Source organism: Rhodococcus sp. NCIMB 12038, from assembly GCF_002165735.1.
GTDB lineage: Bacteria > Actinomycetota > Actinomycetes > Mycobacteriales > Mycobacteriaceae > Rhodococcus_F.
In genome coordinates, this window is record NZ_NHML01000020.1 from 72,327 (window position 1) to 86,301 (window position 13,975).

Genomic DNA, 13,975 nt, shown 5'->3' on the forward strand with positions numbered 1-13,975 from the left:
ATTGTGTCCGGCATGACCGGGCTCACGGAAATATCAATCTGCCATCAAGTAATCACGCTGCGTGATCAATGCTCGGTGTGGTGGGCGTCATCGTTCCCATCGATACCGAGGGCCGCCCGGGCGATGTCGAGCACACGGATTGCTGCCGCGGACGGACCTGCGGCGGCGGTGCCGAGGGCGCTGGTCAGCGAGGGTCCCTCCTGTAGGAGGGGGATGAAGCGAACCCCGGACGGGTACACCTCGGGAACATCCGGTCCGAGGCTGATCCCGATCCCGGCCGCGACGAGGGTGAGGACCGAGTACGCGTCGCCGCTCTCCTGAGCGATGATCGGCATGAATCCGGCGCTGCGGCAGGTTTCGAGGATGGTGTCGCGCAGGACGAGACCTGCAGACGCGTCGGTGAGCACGAACGGCTCCGTGCGAAGTTCGCCGATGTCGATGCTCGCCCGTTGCGTGAGCGGGTGCGCGGGCGCGACGAGGACCCCGAGTCGAACGGGCGGGGTCTCCCACTGGCGAATCCCCTCGCTCGTGAACAGTGCCGAATACAGGCCGATGTCGATGCTGCCGTCGAGCAGTTCTTCGAGCAGTCGAGCGTTGTGCGACGACGGCCGGATCTCGAGCGTGATGTCCGGTTCGGCCTCGCGCACCTCACGCGCGATCCTGGCGATGCCTGCGCTGGCGAAGATCCCGGCGAAGCCGATCCGGACGTGCCCGGCGTGCCCGTCCGCGGCGGCGCGAGCAAGCCGCTCCGCGGTCTCGATCTGCGCCAAGGCGCGACGACACGGTTCCAGGAAGGCCTCACCCGCCGAAGTGAGTGCCACCGAGCGGGTAGTCCGGACGAACAACGGCGTCCCCACCGAACGCTCGAGCTGGCGAATATGTTGCGTCACTGCGGGTTGAACGATGTGCAGACGCTCCGCGGCCCGGCTGTAGTTCAATTCCTCCGCCACGGCCAGGAAGCTCCGCATCCATCGGATCTCCATGTGCCCTCGCATTCTCATCACACCGAGCGAACCGTGCATAACCATTGGCGAATTCGTACACCGAACCGTACATGGTAGTTCATCCGAGATTGTGAAAGTGCAATAATGGATATGACATCGTATCGGCGGATTTCGGAAAGGGACCGATTGTGGCTACTCGTCGGCCTCGCGACCGCAAGCAGCAGATCCTCGCTGCCGCGAGTGAACTGTTCCGCGAGCAGGGCTACCACAATGTATCGGTCGCCGACGTCACCACCAAGGTCGACATCGCGGCGTCCGCCCTGTACCGCCATTACCGGAACAAGCACGACCTGCTCTATTACGCCGTTCTCGCCGGCCTGGACTCCCTCCAGGAATCGGTGGACGGTTCGACGGACCTGGATTCTCTGTTGTCGACTCTATCGGTGACGTCGACAGGACGTCGGGGTCTGGCCGTGCTGTGGCAGCGTGAGGCTCGCTATCTGGGGGACGAGCCGCGGGCGGAGTTGCGTACCCGACTGCGAGAGGTGACGTCCCGGGTGTCCCGGTTGGTTGCCGGCGACCGAACGGACTTGTCCGCCAACGATTGCGAGTTGCTCGGGGTGTCGGTTCTCGCGGTGTTCGGCAGCGTTTCGGCTCACCGCTTCACGTTGCCGCGGCGCCGCATGGAAGCGGTCCTGCTCGGGCTGTCCGAACGCGTCGCACGGTGTCCCCTGGGCACCGGTGCACCGGATGCGGTCCGACCGGACGCGGGGATGGCGATTCCGTTGTCGCGCCGAGAACAACTGGTGACCGAAGCGACCCGGCTCTTCGACGAACGCGGCTATCACACCGTGAACAACGAGGACATCGGTGAGGCCTGCGGGATGAGCGGGCCCAACGTGTACAACCACTTCGACGCGAAGATCGATCTCCTCGTCACGGCGACCACCCGCGGTTTCGATCGCCGCGCGCTGGCCGCCCGCCAAGCCCTGACGCGCGCCGGTGACCCACGGCAGGCGCTCACGTACCTACTGGGCGCACATATCGCCTTCGTGCTCGAGGACGGTCATCTGATCGGTGTGATGGCCACCGAACTCAGCCACCTCCCCGACAACGTCCGCAGGGCGTGCGTGCAGGAGCAGCGTGACTACCTCGACCTGTGGGCACGGGTCCTCGACGCGGTCCGCCCCGGACTGGACGAGGCGCAGGCGCTGATCACGATCAGTGCGGTGATGACCGTCGTGGCCAACGCCGCCCGAACCGGACGTTTCCGCAGCCGCGCCGATCTGGCGGACCGACTCACCGAGATCGGCACGGCCATGTTGCTCGACACCTCGGCACCGGACGACCTTGCCGCCGCTACGGGACCAGCACAGGTGCCGGCGACGTAGTCGGTCGACGCGAACGGAGAAGCACCTCCTGGTTGACGGTGGCGACCAGGGCGCCGTCGCGGGTCCACACCTGAGCGGTGGTCAGTCCCCGGCCGTCACCGGAGGTCGGACTGTGGTGGACGAACAGGAGCCAGTCGTCGGCGCGGCAGGGCCGATGAAACCAAATCGCGTGATCGAGTGATGCGAGGTACAGGGTCTGTGCCGGGGTTCCGGCCGTCCCGGTGGCGCGGAGGTGCCCGAGCGCGGCCGTGCGGGCCACCGTCAGGTCGGAACAGTACGTCAACGCCGCGGCATGCAGGGCGGGATCGTCCGGCAGGTCCGGGCGGATCCGGAACCACATGCGCCGGCGTTGCCCGCCGTGTTCGACGGTACCGATGTCGTCGTCGATGTCTCCCAGGACGGGACGTACGTCCACCACCCGGCGGATCGGTGAGGAGGGATCGATGCCGGACCACAACCGGTCCGCAGCCGCACTGTGCGGGGGCAGCGTCGTCGGGTCGGGCGCCGGTGGCATTCGCACGTGCCGGTCCGTGTCTGTCTCCGCCGTCTTGAAGGATGCTGTGAGCGTGAATATTTCGTTTCCGTGTTGGTGTGCGCTCACCTGCCGCAACGCGTAGGTGCCGCCTTCGCGCACGGGGTGCACGTCGTACTGCACCGGTTCGCCGGGGCGCCCCATCATGAGGAAGTAGCCGTGCAGTGAGTGCACGGCCCGCTCGGGTGCCACGGTGCGGTGCGCGGCGAGCAACGCCTGCGCCGCGATGTGCCCGCCGTAGGCTCGGCCGCGGCCGCCGGTGGAACAGATGCCGAGAAACGTGTTCGGGTGGGGATTGTCGAGGTGCAGGACGTCGTGCATGACGTGTCGTCTCCTACAGTCCGAGGGACTTGGCGATGATCGTTTTCATCACTTCGCTGGTGCCGCCGTAGATCCGCGACACCCGGGTGTCGGCATACAGGCGAGCGATCGGGTATTCGAGCATGTATCCGTAGCCGCCATGCAGTTGCAGGCACTTGTCGATGACACGGCCGGCCATCTCGGTGCTGAACAGTTTGCAGTGGGCGGCGTCGACAGCGGACAGTTGGTGCGCGTCGTCGAGTTCGATCGCCTTGTCGACCATGGACTGGGCTGCTTCGAGTTCGGCCGCGCATTCGGCGAGCACGAACTTGGTGTTCTGGAACGCGGCGACGGGTTTGCCGAACACCTGCCGGTCGCGGGTGTACGCGACGGTGTGCCCGATCGCAGCGCGGGCGGTGGCACACCCGCCTGCCGCGATGGCGAGACGCTCGCGGGGCAGGTTGTTACCGAGGTAGGAGAACGCGGCGCCTTCCTCGCCGAGCAGATCGGACGCGGGAACCCGGACGTCGCTGAACGACACTTCACAAGTGTCGCTGAATTTCAGGCCGATCTTGTCGAGTCGGCGGCCGACCTCGAAGCCGTCCGAAGTGGTGTCGACGACGAACAGGGACAGACCACCCCGCCGATCGTCGGCGTCCACGGGAGCGGTGCGCGCCACCACGACCATGAGGTCGGACTGGGATCCGTTGGTGATGAACGTTTTTGCACCGTTCAGGATGTAGCGGTCGCCGTCGCGCCGGGCGGTGGTGCGGATGGCGGCGAGGTCGGATCCGGTGCCGGGCTCGGTCATCGCCACCGCCAGCACCGTCTCGCCGGCTGCGCAGCCGGGCAGCCACCGCCGCTTCTGCTCGTCGTCGGCGAGTGTCAGCAGGTACGGCAGGACGATTCCGGTTGTGACGCCGTAGTTTCCGAGGGAGACACCGGCGAGGGCGGCTTCTTCGGTCATGATCGTGATGTATTTGTAGCTGGTGGGCCCGGCTCCGCCGTACTCGTCCGGGATGTCGAAGCCCATCACGCCCAATGCCCCAAGCTTGCGGTAGAACTCGTGCGGTGCGTAACCCTGCTCCTCCCACTTGGGGAACTCGGGCACCACCTCCCGGTCCAGAAAGTTCCGGAACATTCTTCGGAAGACGTAATGCTCGTCGTTGAAAATTGTGCGCTTCATGGGAAAGCTCCTCGGCCGACGACGTCGGCTCCTCAGGTGTGGTGGTGGCGGAGTGCGCGCTTGTCGACCTTGCCGGTGGCGGTGGTGGCCAGTGCCTCGACGAGTTCGATGGTGCGCGGCGCTTTGAAGCCGGAGAGGCCGGTCTTGACGTGTGCGCGGATGCCCTCGATCGTGACGCTCTGCCCGGGTGCCGGGACGATGATCGCGTGGACGCGCTCCCCCCATTGCTCGTCCGGAACGCCGATCACCGCGCAGCGCAGGACCGCAGGGTGGTGACAGATCGCGTTCTCGACCTCCGTCGAGTAGACGTTCTCGCCACCGGTGATGATCATGTCCTTCGCACGGTCGACGATGAAGAGGTAACCCTCGTCGTCCATGTAGGCGAGGTCGCCGGTGTGCAGCCATCCACCGCGCAACGCCGCCGCGGTTTCCTCCGGCCGATTCCAATACCCCAGCATGATGTTGTCGCCCCGGGCGAGGATCTCCCCGACGGTCCCGCGGGGAACCTCGTGTCCCGCTTCGTCGCCGATGATGATCTGTGCGTGCAGGGTGGCGCGGCCGGCCGACTTCAGGCGGGGTCCCCCGAGTCGGTGGTCGGTACCGAGGAGTGAGGCGATGACGGCGGTTTCCGTCATCCCGTAGCCCTGCACGAACTGGGCGTTCGGGAAGGCCGCCATCGCCCGGGTGAGGACGGCTTCGGGCATCGGGGCCGCCCCGTAGACGATCGTGGAGATCGACGTCGTGTCGGCGGTGGGGAAATCGGGGTGGGTGTGCAGCAGTTGCAGCATGCCCGGGGTCGAGGTCATGGTCGTGACACGGTGCCTGCCGAGCAGACGCAGCACTTCGCCCGGTTCGAACCGATTCGCGAACACCAGCGTGCCGCCGACGAGGGCCTGCGCCATCATGCCGAGCAGCGCCGCGATGTGGAACAGCGGGGCCATCACCAGGGTGGAGCCGTCCGGTTCGCTGGATCGGGCGTACCCCATGCTGCCGAGGATGGCGGTGGACAGTGAGCGGTGGGAATGCATGGCCGCTTTCGCTGTGCCGGTGGTGCCGCCCGTGTAGATGAGGGCGGCGAGGGTGTCGCCGTCGGCCCGCACGTCGTCCACCGCCGGGCCGGCCGCGACGAGATCCTCGTAGCCGACCGTGCCCGCGGGTGCCGGGCCGTCACCGACGTGGACGATCACGGGGCCTGTTTCCAGGCCGGCGATCAGCGGCATGCAGTCGTCGTCGACGAGGATGCAACGGCTGCCCGCGTCGGCGACGGCGTCGGCGATCTCTCGCGGGGACCAGCGGCAGTTGAGGAGGGTGACCACCCCACCGAGCCACCAAGTGGCCATCAGTGCCTCGAAGTAGCGGTCCGAGTTGAATGCGAGAATGCACACCCGGTCTCCCGGTTGCACCCCCTGCTCCCGCAACGCACCGGCCAGGTGCGCCACGCGCTCGGCGACCTGACCGGCGGTGCGTTCGCGTGCACCGTACACGGTCAGCGGTTGACGGGGTTGTTGCTGAACCGCCTTGTGCAACAGGTGTGTCAGGTGCATGACTCACGTACTCCTCGGGAGTTGTGTCGGTGGGGTCGGGTGCGCAGCACGAGCCGTGGTCAGTCGAGCAGGAACTCTGCGTCACCGACCAGTGCGTTCACCCCGGTCTGACGTGCACAGGTCATCTCGATCCGCACCCGGCGGCCGTCCTCGGCATCGAAGACGTCGACGATTTTCGCCGAGCACGTCAGTTCGTCACCGGGCCAGACCTTCTCGGCGAATCGAACCTTGAAGCGGCGCAGGTTCTCCACCCCCAGCCAGTCGGTGACGTAGCTGGCGAGCAGGCCCGCCTGCAGCATGCCGACCGAGAACACCGACGGAAAGCCGGTCTCCAGTGCATAGGACTCGTCGTGGTGAAGCGGGTGGAAGTCACCGGACGCACCCTGGTACTTGACGAAGTCGGTGCGGGTCAGCGGCGGGTACGTCAGCGGCGGGGCCGCGTGGCCGATCACCGGTGTGGTCGTCACGGTCGTCATCATTTGCTCCCTTCCGAGTTGCCCGTGGTCGCGGTCTGGATGATGGTGCTGTTCTGGGTGGCCACCAATCGGCCGCTGTCGTCCCGGAACTCGGTGATCATCTTCGCGAACGTCATCACCCCACCGCGTTTGCCGGGTTTTTCGAAGCTTTCACCGATGCGGGTGTCGGCCGTCAGCGTCTGTCCCGCGCGGGGCAGCGGTCCGTGGAAGACGTACTCCTCCTCGCCGTGGAGGATCCGGCGGCGGTCGAATCCGAGTTTGACGAAGCCCGACTGCTCGGCCGGTTCCCAGATCATCCGCCCGCTGGTCAGCATCGTCGGCGGGATCACCGGTTCGGTGCCGGTGTGGGCCGGGTCGTCGGTCTTGACCGCCCGCGCGAACTCACGGATCTTGCTGTAGTCGAGGGGAAATTCGTAGCTCATTTGGTTGCTCCTTGCACCGGGGGGATTCCCGCGCGGCGGGTTTCGACGGACCGGGGGAACGTGTCCGAACCCATGACCGTCGCGAATTCGTCGACGTCCCACTGCCGGTCCGCGCGGACTTCGTGCGCGATCGAGTAGCCGGCGTACAGCCCGACGTATCCGCCGTAGACGCCGAACGTCTGGCCGGTGAAGTCACAGGACTCGGTGGCCAGGTAGGCGACCAGCGGGGAGATGTTCTTCGGGTTGTACCGGTCGAAGACGTCGTCGTCGACCGGTTCACCGACGAGTTCGCTGATGCCGGGAGTGGCGGCGACCGGGGCGGTACGCGCCACCGGTGCGATCGCGTTGGCACGAACCCCGAACTTGCCCAGCTCGCGGGAGGCGTTCACGACCTGGATGGCGAGGCCGGCCTTGCACGCCGAATAGTTCCACTGCCCGAAGTTGCCGTGCAGGCCGGAGCCGGAACTGGTGTTGACGATCGAGCGGTCCGCCGTGACGCCTTCCTTCGACCGGGCGCGCCAATAGCGTGCGGCCGCCTGGGTGGCCGAGAACGTGCCCTTCAAGTGCACGTTGACCACGGCATCGAAGTCGCGTTCGGTCATGTTCCAGATCATCGCGTCGCGAATGATTCCGGCGTTGTTGACCAGTACGTGCAGATCACCGAAGGAGTCGACGGCGGCGTCGGTGAGCGCCGCACCGACGGCCATCTCGCCGATGTTGCCTTCGACCGCCACGGCCTGACCGCCGTTCGCGAGAATTTCGGCGACCGTGCTGTGGGCGTCGGCGAGGTCGTTGCAGACCACCTTCGCTCCTTCGGCCGCCATCAGCAGGGCGTGCTCGCGGCCGATGCCGGCACCGGCGCCGGTGACGATCGCCACGCGTCCGTCCAATTGTCCCATTGTCTTGCCTTTCAAAATAGGGTGCGGAAACTGACCGGGGCTGGTCAGGAAACCTTTTCGTAGAGGGTGACGACCCCGGCCCCACCGAGCCCGAGGTTGTGCTGCAGGGCCACGGTCACGTCGTCGACCTGCCTGGCGTCGGCGGCACCGCGCAGCTGCCAGACCAATTCGGCGCACTGCGCCAGCCCGGTCGCACCGAGTGGATGACCCTTCGAGAGCAGCCCGCCGCTGGGGTTGACCACCACGCGGCCGCCGTACGTGTTGTCGCCGTCGAGGATGAACTTCTCCGAGCCGCCCTCCTCGACCAGGCCCAGGGCCTCGTAGCAGAGCACCTCGTTGATCGAGAAGCAGTCGTGCAGTTCCACCACCTTGATGTCGCGGGGATCGACACCCGCGGTTTCGTACACCTGGGCGGCTGCCGCCTTGGTGATGTCGGCACCGACGACCTTGAGCATGTCGTCGGCGGTGAACAGGTCGGGGAAGTCCGTCGACAGGGCCTGCGCGGCGATCGCGACGGTCGGCGTGATGCCGTGCTTGCGGGCGAACTCGTCGCTGCACACGATCGCCGCGCCGGCCCCGCACGTGGGCGGGCACGCCTGCAGACGGGTGAGCCCGCCGTACAGTGCGGGCGAGTCGAGGACCTCCTGCTCGGTGACCGGGTCCCGGAACACCGCGTACGGGTTGTTGGCGGCGTGTTTGCGGGACTTGACCGAAATCTTCGCGAACAGGTCCGGGGACACTCCGTAGCGCTTGCAGTACTCCTGCGTCGCGCCGCCGAAGAATTGCATGGCGTTGGACGGGTTGTCCCGGTCGACACCGTACGTGCGGTCGAGCACCTCGAGGTGCCTGCCCATCGGGACTGGCCGATCGCCCCACGCATTGAGTAGCGGTCCGGGCCGCATCTGTTCGAATCCGACGGCCAGGACGCACTCGGCGGCGCCGGACTCGACGACCTGCCGCGCCAGCCACAGCGCCGAAGATCCACTGGCACAGTTGTTGTTGACGTTGACGATCGGGATGCCGGTCATTCCGACGTTGTAGATCGCGCGCTGCCCGCTGGTCGAATCGCCGTAGACGTACCCGGCGAAGGCCTGTTCGATCGTCTCGTAACCGAGACCGGCGTCGGACAGGGCGGCGCGGATCGCCTTCGCGCCCATGTCGAAGTAGTCCTCACTCTTTCCCGGTTTGGCGAACGGCACCATACCGACGCCTGCGACCAAGACTCTGCGACTCATTTCTGTACTCCAGTTCGTTGGGGAGGTGGGGGTTTCACGTGTCAGAGCAGTTCGAGGATGGTGGCGTTGGCCATGCCCCCGCCTTCACACATCGACTGCAGTCCGTAACGGAGGCCTTCGGCGCGCATGTGGTGGACCATCGTCGTCATCAGCCGCGCACCGGATCCGCCGACCGGGTGCCCGATGGCCATGGCCCCGCCGTTGGGGTTCATGCGGGCGTAGTCCGCGCCGGTCTCACGCAGCCACGCCAGCGACACCGACGCGAATGCTTCGTTGATCTCGAAGGTGCCGATCTCGTCGAGTGTCAACCCGGACTTCTTCAGTGCCAGGGCCGTCGCGGGGATGGGGCCCTCGAGGATGGTCACCGGGTCGGTGCCGGTGACCACCGCGGTGTGGATGCGGGCCATCGGACGCCAGCCGTGCCTGCGGGCGATCTCGCTGGTGGTGACGAGCAGTGCGGCCGAGCCGTCGGACACCTGCGACGCGTTGCCCGCGGTGATGTCACTGTCTTCGGCGAACGGGGACGGCAGCGTCGCGAGCTTCTCGAGGGTGCCTCCGCGGCGGATCCCTTCGTCGGTGTCGAAGATCCGCGTGCTGCCGTCGGCGTCGACGACCTCGATCGGAGCGATCTGGCCGGTGAACCGGCCCGCGTCGGTCGCGGCGGCCGCCCGCGCATGCGAGTCCAGGCCGTGCCGGTCCATCTCGGTGCGGGTGATGCCGTATTTGTCGGCGATCATCTGGGCGCCGCGGCCCTGGTCGTAGCGGTCGATGTTGTAGCGGCCGAGGACCTGCGGCCCGTAGATGGGTCCGTAGTCACCGGCGCGGGCGGCGGCGCCGAGGGGAACGACGCTCATCATCTCGACCCCGCCCGCGACGGCGATGTCGTACTGGCCCGAGATCACCCCGGCGGCCGCCTGGTGCACGGCCTGCTGCGAGGAACCGCACTGCCGGTCGACGGTGACTCCGGGGACGTGCTCCGGCCACCCTGCCGCCAGCACGGCCGAGCGGGCGATGCATCCGGCCTGCATGCCGAGTGTTCCCACACAGCCCCAGATGACGTCGTCGACGAGACCCGGTTCCAGTCCGGTGCGTTCGGTGAGGGCGCCGAGCACGTGCGCGGACACCGCCACCGCGTGCATCCGCGACAGGGCCCCGTCACGCTTGCCGACCGGTGTGCGCACCGCGTCGACGATCACTGCATCACGCATGAAACCTCCTGCAGGGAGCATGGTTCGGGGTCTACAGACCCAGGTCCTTGGCGATGATGGTCTTCATGACCTCGCTGGTGCCGCCGAAGATGCGGTTGACCCGGGCGTCGGCGTACAGACGGGCGATCGGGTACTCGAGCATGTAGCCGTAGCCACCGTGCAACTGCAGGCACTTGTCGATCACACGCCCGCTCATTTCGGTGCAGAACAGCTTGATGCGGGCGGCGTCCGCCGGGGTGAGTGCACCGGCCTCGTCGAGATCGAGTCCCCGGTCCACCAGGGCCTGCCCGGCGGCGACCTCCGCGGCGCACTCGGCGAGCACGAACTTGGTGTTCTGAAAATGCGCGACCGGCTTGCCGAACACTTGCCGCTCCCGCACGTACTCGCGTGCGAAGTCGATCGCCGCCGTCGCGGTGGAGACGGCGCCGACGCCGATCGACAGCCGCTCGCGGGGCAAGTTCTGTCCCAGATAGGAGAAACCCTGATCCTGCTTGCCGAGAAGATTTTCCACGGGCACCAACACGTCGGTGAAGGAGATCTCGTTGGTGTCGCTGGCCTTCATGCCGATCTTGTCGAGCTTGCGTCCGAATTCGAAGCCGGGGCTGTCCGTCGGGACGACGAGCAGACTCAGACCGAACCGGCGGTCGTCGTTGGGTGCGGAGGTGCGGGCCGCGACGACGCACAGTTCGGAATTGCGGATACCGGTGATGAACGTCTTCGCGCCGTTGAGGACGTAATGGGTGCCGTCCTCGGACAGCCGGGCGGTGGTGCGGATGCCTGCCAGGTCCGAACCGGTGCCCGGTTCGGTCATCGCGATGCACAGCACCGTCTCACCGGTGGCGACACCGGGAAGCCAGCGCTTCTTCTGCTCCTCGTTCGCCAGGCGCAGCAGGTAGGGCAACACGATGCCGGTGGTCACGGTGAAATGCCCGAGAGTGACTGCGGCGCGGGCGGTCTCCTCCTGCATGACGGCCTGGAATTTGAAGCTCGTGGGTCCGGGCCCGCCGTACTCCTCGGGAATGTCGAAGCTCATGGCGCCCAAGGCTCCGAGTTTGTGGAACAGTTCACGCGGCGCCTGGTTCGCCTTCTCCCAGTCGGGGTAGTACGGCGACACCTCCTTGGCGATGAAGGTGCGGATGGTGTCGCGGAATGCTTCGTGCTCTTCGGTGTAAACGGTGCGCTTCATCGTCTCTCCTGACGGGTTGGGCTGTTGCTTCGGTGCGGGTCAGACGCGGCCGGCGTCGACCACGAGGCACTGGCTGTTGACGTAGTCGGATTCGGGGGTGCACAGCAGGTACACCGCCCCGGCAGCTTCGGTCGGGGTGCCGCCGCGCCCGAACGGGATCATCTTCGACGACATCGCCATTCGATCGGGGTTGATGCCGACGCGGATATCGCGGCCGTCGATGTTCAGGGTGGTGTCGGTGTCGGCGGCGACCTCGGTCATCCGGGTGAGGATGAGACCGAAGGCCACCGCGTTCACGTTGACCTTGTAGCGGCCCCACTCCTTGGCGAGGGTCTTGGTGAGCCCGAGCAGGCCGGCCTTTGCCGCGCCGTAATTCGCTTGGCCCGCATTGCCGTAGAACCCGGACACCGAAGAGATGTTGACGACCTTGCGGTGATAGTCGGTGGGCGCGGACTTGATGAACGGCTGCGCCGCCCGCAGGATCCGGAACGGCGCCTTCAGGTTGACGTCCAGGATGGTGTCCCACTGTTCGTCGGTCATCTTCTGGATCACCGAGTCCCACGTGTAGCCGGCGTTGTTCACGATGATGTCGAGACCGCCGAACGTGTCGACCGCGGTCTCGACGAATCGCTCGGCGAACCCGTCCTCGGACACCGATCCGGTGCAGGCAACGGCACGGCCGCCGGCCGCGGCGATCTCGTCCACCGTCTGCGCGGCCGGTTCCGGATCGAGGTCGTTGACTACCACCGCCGCGCCCTCGCGGGCCAGCTTCAGGGCGATCTCACGTCCGATGCCGCGTCCCGAACCCGATACGAGGGCGGTCTTGCCGCTGAGTGTTCCCATCGCATTGCCTTCCAAGAAGTCTGTCTGAATATTCCGAATCACACTCGATCTGTTCGCCCATAAACTGGCCTCTTACTGCGGTTACGACAGGAGCGCCGGCGCGGATCGATTCGGTGTGAACGGTTACTGGTTATTCACATTGCCTCGGCGGTGCGCGCTTGTCAACCCCCGCACGGCACGCTTGTCCCGTTCCGGATTCGCGAAGACGAGGGCGCCGAGCGCGAAGACCAGCGCGACCACTCCGAAGACCTGGAACGCGGTCGCGTATCCCGCTGCCGGGTTGTCCGCCGCGTCGACGATCAGTCCGGTGATGTACGGCCCCACCAGCCCGCCGATCCCCATCATCGCCATGAACACTCCGAGGGTGCCTGCCGTCTGGCGCGGCGGGCACAACTCCGTGATGGTGGCGATGATCAGCGGGTAACCCGAGGCGAGGAAGCCGTAGCCGACCGACACGATGAGAACGGCCAGTGCGGGAACACCGACGTAGGGCAGTGTCACCAGAATCGCCGAGCTGATCATCACGCCGGCCACGGGAATGATGATCCGCACCGTCCGGGACGTCGCCCCGCGGGAGGTCAGCCGGTCACCGGTTGCGCCCAGCAGCAGCATGAGGGTCAGACCCGCGATGCTGGGGAAGGCGAACATCGACCCGGCCTGCAACCTGCTGTAGCCCAGGGCTACCTCGAAATACGACGGGAGCCACGTCAGAACGATCGCGACCAACGCGTAGATGGCCATGATCAGCAGCATGCAACTGAGGAAGGTCGGGGTCCGGAAGATGCGGATCCACGGCACCGCGGGCTCGTCTGCCGCGGTGCCGGACTCGGTGCCGGCATGCCCCTTCCCGCTTCGGATGTGGGGTCCCTCGGACCACGTCGACAACCACAGCACACACCACAGCACTCCGAGGACGGCGAGGCAGACCAACGCGGCGCGCCAGCCCCAGGACACGGTGACGAAGGCCAATGCCGGCGCGACGACGATCTTCGCCAGCGAGGCGGACCCGGCGAGCAGGGCGCCCGGCAAGGCCCGCTTCGCGGGTGGATGCCACGAGAAGGTCGCGGTGTGCGTCAGCGGGCCGCTCGGTCCTTCCGACAGTCCCAGGAGAAGTCGACTGGCCAGCAGCACCGTGAAACTGGCAGTGAACACCATCGGCAGCATCGCCGCCGACCAGGCCAACGCCAGCACGGCAAGGGCCCACCGCAGCGACAGCAGCGTGTTCACCGCGCCGGAGAAGAAGCCGCCGATGGTGAAGGTGAAGAAGAACAGGCTGCCGACGAGACCGATCTGCGCCGCCGTCAGGTTCAACTCCTTGGCGAGCGGCTGCGCAATGATTCCGAGAACAGCCTTGTCGCTCCAGTTGACCACCGTCAGCAACACGAGCAGGGAGGTGAAACCCCACGCCCGCATCGGCCGATCGGAAGTGCTCGAATGTGTCGGCAGTGGGTGTCGAGAAGTGTTCTCGCGTGTTGTCACCGTTAATCCCTTTCGGATCATTGACGAGCATGGTGAGGGGGTTGGGCCCGGAATCGGGCCGAACGAGGGAACTGGATCGCCCCGGGCGCTCCAGGCTCGGGTTATCTGAAAATCAGCATTCAGCGATGGTGTTTCGATGACCGGGCCGGGACTTACTCCTAGTTAACGTTTCCCGGCGGGAATGCTGACACGGAGAAGCGGTCCAACGCACTTACTACGGATTCACATTCGGTCATTTTCCGTGATGTGTCAAGGGTCACTTTCGCTCGGCCGTCGGGCGATGGGTCGGCTGGTCGAAGCTCATCTCCTCTGGGTGAATCGCCCGAGCGC

The 13,975-nt window shown here is 66.4% G+C and carries 13 protein-coding genes; 1 reads left to right on the forward strand and 12 read right to left on the reverse strand.

Annotated elements, in window-relative coordinates:
- Nucleotides 1–65: 65 nt before the first annotated feature.
- Nucleotides 66–983 carry a LysR substrate-binding domain-containing protein gene (locus CA951_RS27730; RefSeq protein WP_179220323.1) on the reverse strand — a complete coding sequence of 306 codons (918 nt, stop codon included), beginning with the start codon at nucleotides 981–983 and terminating at the stop codon, nucleotides 66–68.
- Between the two features lie 149 nt (nucleotides 984–1,132).
- On the opposite strand from CA951_RS27730, the gene CA951_RS27735 reads away from it, so the two are divergent.
- Nucleotides 1,133–2,335: a TetR/AcrR family transcriptional regulator gene (locus tag CA951_RS27735; protein ID WP_256974106.1), complete on the forward strand. Its 1,203-nt coding sequence runs from the start codon at nucleotides 1,133–1,135 to the stop codon at nucleotides 2,333–2,335.
- On the opposite strand, the gene CA951_RS27740 is transcribed toward CA951_RS27735, so the two are convergent.
- The 11 genes from CA951_RS27740 to CA951_RS27790 all read right to left on the reverse strand — a co-directional run bounded on the left by CA951_RS27740 (nucleotide 2,304) and on the right by CA951_RS27790 (nucleotide 13,579).
- A complete protein-coding gene (locus CA951_RS27740; protein ID WP_087559892.1) occupies nucleotides 2,304–3,188 on the reverse strand; it encodes an acyl-CoA thioesterase II in 885 nt (294 codons plus the stop codon). The genes CA951_RS27735 and CA951_RS27740 overlap by 32 nt on opposite strands.
- A 13-nt stretch (nucleotides 3,189–3,201) precedes the next feature.
- Nucleotides 3,202–4,353, reverse strand: coding sequence for an acyl-CoA dehydrogenase family protein (locus CA951_RS27745; RefSeq protein ID WP_087559893.1), 1,152 nt, complete (start codon nucleotides 4,351–4,353; stop codon nucleotides 3,202–3,204).
- Nucleotides 4,354–4,385: 32 nt separating this feature from the next.
- On the reverse strand, nucleotides 4,386–5,897 hold the full coding sequence (locus CA951_RS27750) for a long-chain-fatty-acid--CoA ligase (protein WP_087559894.1): 1,512 nt from the start codon (nucleotides 5,895–5,897) through the stop codon (nucleotides 4,386–4,388).
- A 59-nt stretch (nucleotides 5,898–5,956) separates the two neighbouring features.
- Complete coding sequence (locus tag CA951_RS27755; RefSeq protein ID WP_087559968.1) at nucleotides 5,957–6,373, reverse strand: MaoC/PaaZ C-terminal domain-containing protein; 417 nt, start codon at nucleotides 6,371–6,373, stop codon at nucleotides 5,957–5,959.
- Complete coding sequence (locus CA951_RS27760; RefSeq protein WP_087559895.1) at nucleotides 6,373–6,795, reverse strand: MaoC family dehydratase N-terminal domain-containing protein; 423 nt, start codon at nucleotides 6,793–6,795, stop codon at nucleotides 6,373–6,375. Before CA951_RS27760 ends, CA951_RS27755 begins: the two co-directional genes overlap by 1 nt.
- The gene (locus CA951_RS27765) at nucleotides 6,792–7,694 is read right to left on the reverse strand and encodes an SDR family NAD(P)-dependent oxidoreductase (RefSeq protein WP_087559896.1); all 903 of its coding nucleotides are present in this window, start codon (nucleotides 7,692–7,694) and stop codon (nucleotides 6,792–6,794) included. Before CA951_RS27765 ends, CA951_RS27760 begins: the two co-directional genes overlap by 4 nt.
- Nucleotides 7,695–7,738: 44 nt before the next feature.
- A complete protein-coding gene (locus CA951_RS27770; protein ID WP_087559897.1) occupies nucleotides 7,739–8,929 on the reverse strand; it encodes a lipid-transfer protein in 1,191 nt (396 codons plus the stop codon).
- Between the two features lie 41 nt (nucleotides 8,930–8,970).
- A complete protein-coding gene (locus tag CA951_RS27775; protein WP_087559898.1) occupies nucleotides 8,971–10,137 on the reverse strand; it encodes an acetyl-CoA C-acyltransferase in 1,167 nt (388 codons plus the stop codon).
- A 31-nt stretch (nucleotides 10,138–10,168) separates the two neighbouring features.
- Nucleotides 10,169–11,323 carry an acyl-CoA dehydrogenase family protein gene (locus CA951_RS27780; RefSeq protein WP_087559899.1) on the reverse strand — a complete coding sequence of 385 codons (1,155 nt, stop codon included), beginning with the start codon at nucleotides 11,321–11,323 and terminating at the stop codon, nucleotides 10,169–10,171.
- Between the two features lie 39 nt (nucleotides 11,324–11,362).
- Nucleotides 11,363–12,166, reverse strand: coding sequence for an SDR family NAD(P)-dependent oxidoreductase (locus CA951_RS27785; protein ID WP_087559900.1), 804 nt, complete (start codon nucleotides 12,164–12,166; stop codon nucleotides 11,363–11,365).
- Between the two features lie 123 nt (nucleotides 12,167–12,289).
- Nucleotides 12,290–13,579 carry an MFS transporter gene (locus CA951_RS27790; RefSeq protein WP_087559901.1) on the reverse strand — a complete coding sequence of 430 codons (1,290 nt, stop codon included), beginning with the start codon at nucleotides 13,577–13,579 and terminating at the stop codon, nucleotides 12,290–12,292.
- Between the last annotated feature and the right edge of the window lie 396 nt (nucleotides 13,580–13,975).